This window comes from Mesorhizobium sp. M0678 (assembly GCF_040320505.1).
Taxonomy (GTDB): Bacteria; Pseudomonadota; Alphaproteobacteria; order Rhizobiales; family Rhizobiaceae; genus Mesorhizobium.
The window spans coordinates 1-2097 of record NZ_JAMYPT010000066.1 but is presented as its reverse complement, the minus strand read 5'-3'; the positions used below and the strand labels follow the sequence as shown (position 1 = coordinate 2097).

General features: G+C 58.1%; 1 protein-coding gene and 1 pseudogene. Both read left to right on the top strand.

Annotation, left to right across the window (positions count from 1 at the left end):
- Nucleotides 1–93: 93 nt before the first annotated feature.
- Nucleotides 94–237: pseudogene (locus tag NKI29_RS33260) on the top strand (IS1380 family transposase); the annotation flags it as partial.
- Between the two features lie 395 nt (nucleotides 238–632).
- On the top strand, nucleotides 633–1883 hold the full coding sequence (locus NKI29_RS33255; protein WP_352798685.1) for an ATP-grasp domain-containing protein: 1251 nt from the start codon (nucleotides 633–635) through the stop codon (nucleotides 1881–1883).
- Nucleotides 1884–2097 lie beyond the last annotated feature (214 nt).

The following is a 2097-nucleotide window of genomic DNA, read 5'->3' as shown; positions in this document are numbered from 1 at the left end:
GCATCCTGGTCCGCGGCGACGGCCACTATGGCCGGGCGCAGGTCATGGCCTGGTGCGAGAACAATGCGCTCGACTACCTCTTCGGATTGCCCGGCAACAAGGTGGCTCAGGCTCCTCAAGCTCGGCGCCCGCGTCATCGAAACCGTCTCGCGCATCCGCCTGGCCTTCGCCGCCGCCTGTCCCGAGGCCAGCCTGTTCCGACAAATCGCTCTCACGCTGCAGCCCGCAGTACCATGAGCGCCGGGGCGTCAAAGCCCCGCCGAACCCAAACCTTGACCCTCCAGCGCGTTCCACAGTCCAGTCTCAACTGCGGTGAAATAGACGCCTCACACCTGCATGACCAAACGCTAAACGGCGCTCGAACCACAAGGCTCATGAATAGGACGGACGGGCTAGGAGAGAGGTCGTCCCTTGAACATCGCAACCCTCCGAAATTCGTCGAGACGCTCCGTACCACACCGCGGGTAACCAAAACCTTGTAACGGATCCTTCAAACAAATTTAAAGAGTCTTTGCAATCGCAGATCGCTGACAATGTTACCTTCACCGCAAGGTCTGAGGTCCGGCACTTATAAAGCCGACGCCTGTTTAGGCTCAGACCGCCGCATAGCACGCAACGGAGGGTCACCGCCAATGGCAAGAAGAGCGCTCATCCTGGTTGAAGGTACAAGGGTCAATGGTCCGCTTTACGTCAAAGCGGCTCGGCGTCTTGGTCTTCATCCAATTACCCTGTCGACTGATCCAGCTCGCTACGACTATCATGCGCCGGAAAGGCTTGAGGCAATCCGTGTCGATACGAACAATCTCGATGCGCTGATCCACGAATGTTCCCGGCTGCGTGCGACCTATGAGATCGCCGGCATTACGGCCGCTGAGGAGGAGGTCTATGCGACAGTTGGCAAGCTCTGCCGGCATTTCGATCTACCGGGGCCGAACCCTGAATCCGTTGAACGGTGCTGCGACAAATTCGTTCAACGTCAGCTCCTGGCAGAAGGCAGCGTTCCAATACCTGCTTATCGCGTGGCAGCGAATGCGCCGGAGGTAGAAAGCTCTGCCGCGGAGATCGGCCTTCCGGTGATTCTCAAGCCAGCCGTAGGCAGCGGCAGCAGCGGTGTCCGATTGTGCCGCAACGTCGACGAGCTAGCCGAACATACGACCTATCTGTTGGGCGGGAAGCACATATGGCGGTCCTCGCCGAGGATACTGGTCGAAGAATTCGCACAGGGTCCATACTATAGAGCTGACATAATGGGAAATGAGGTCATTGGGATTTCCGCCGCTGACTTCGGCCCCCCACCGCATTTCGTCTTTCGTGAGTGCGCCTCTCCGGCCCCGCTGACCGATGACGAGCATAAACGTATCGCCGATGTTTCGCTGAGCTGTTTGCAAGCTCTCGGCCTGGGCTGGGGGCCAACGAACATTGAACTCCGGTGGACGAAGCTTGGCCCAGTCGTCATTGAAGTCAATCCGCGTCTTCCGGGTGGGAACGCTCCTCAACGGATTCAGCTGGCTTACGGTGTCGATCCCATCACCGAGCACATCAAGCTTGTCATCGGTGACAAATGCGATTTGCGCAAGAGGCACTCGCATACTGCGGCCACGCGGTACCTAGCTCCTGATCGCGATGGCACCCTCGGTTGGATCGATGGCGACAGTCGGGCGGCTGCTGTGTCAGGTGTCGTCGAGGTCAAATTGTATGTTAAACCCAAGACGCCGATCGTCAGGAAAGGCGATTACCTAGACACTATCGGACACGTCACAGCCGCTTCACCCAGCCGGGCTCAAACCGAGGCGACACTTCAGCGTGCCGTCGACTTAATTAGTTGGTCGATCACGCCATTTCCGACGCTTGGCGAACAGGAACAATCGGCGGCCACCCCCTAGCCGCACCGGCGCGAGATGGCGCCAAGGTAAGAGGTGAGGGTCGCCGACATCGGTGCAATCGAGAGTAAGAGAGACGCAAGTCGATGATGATACTTAAACTCCGCAAATTGGATAAGGAAGCGTTGACGCGAATAATTCGGGCGACCTATCCAAATCGCCCGACTTGCGGCTTGGATATAGCAACGATTTGCCGGCGCGTCGATCTGCCTGGGTA

What these genes read in the sequence shown, in the direction of transcription:
- NKI29_RS33255 (WP_352798685.1), top strand. Translation starts at nt 633, where the DNA reads ATGGCAAGAAGAGCGCTCATCCTGGTTGAAGGTACAAGGGTCAATGGT.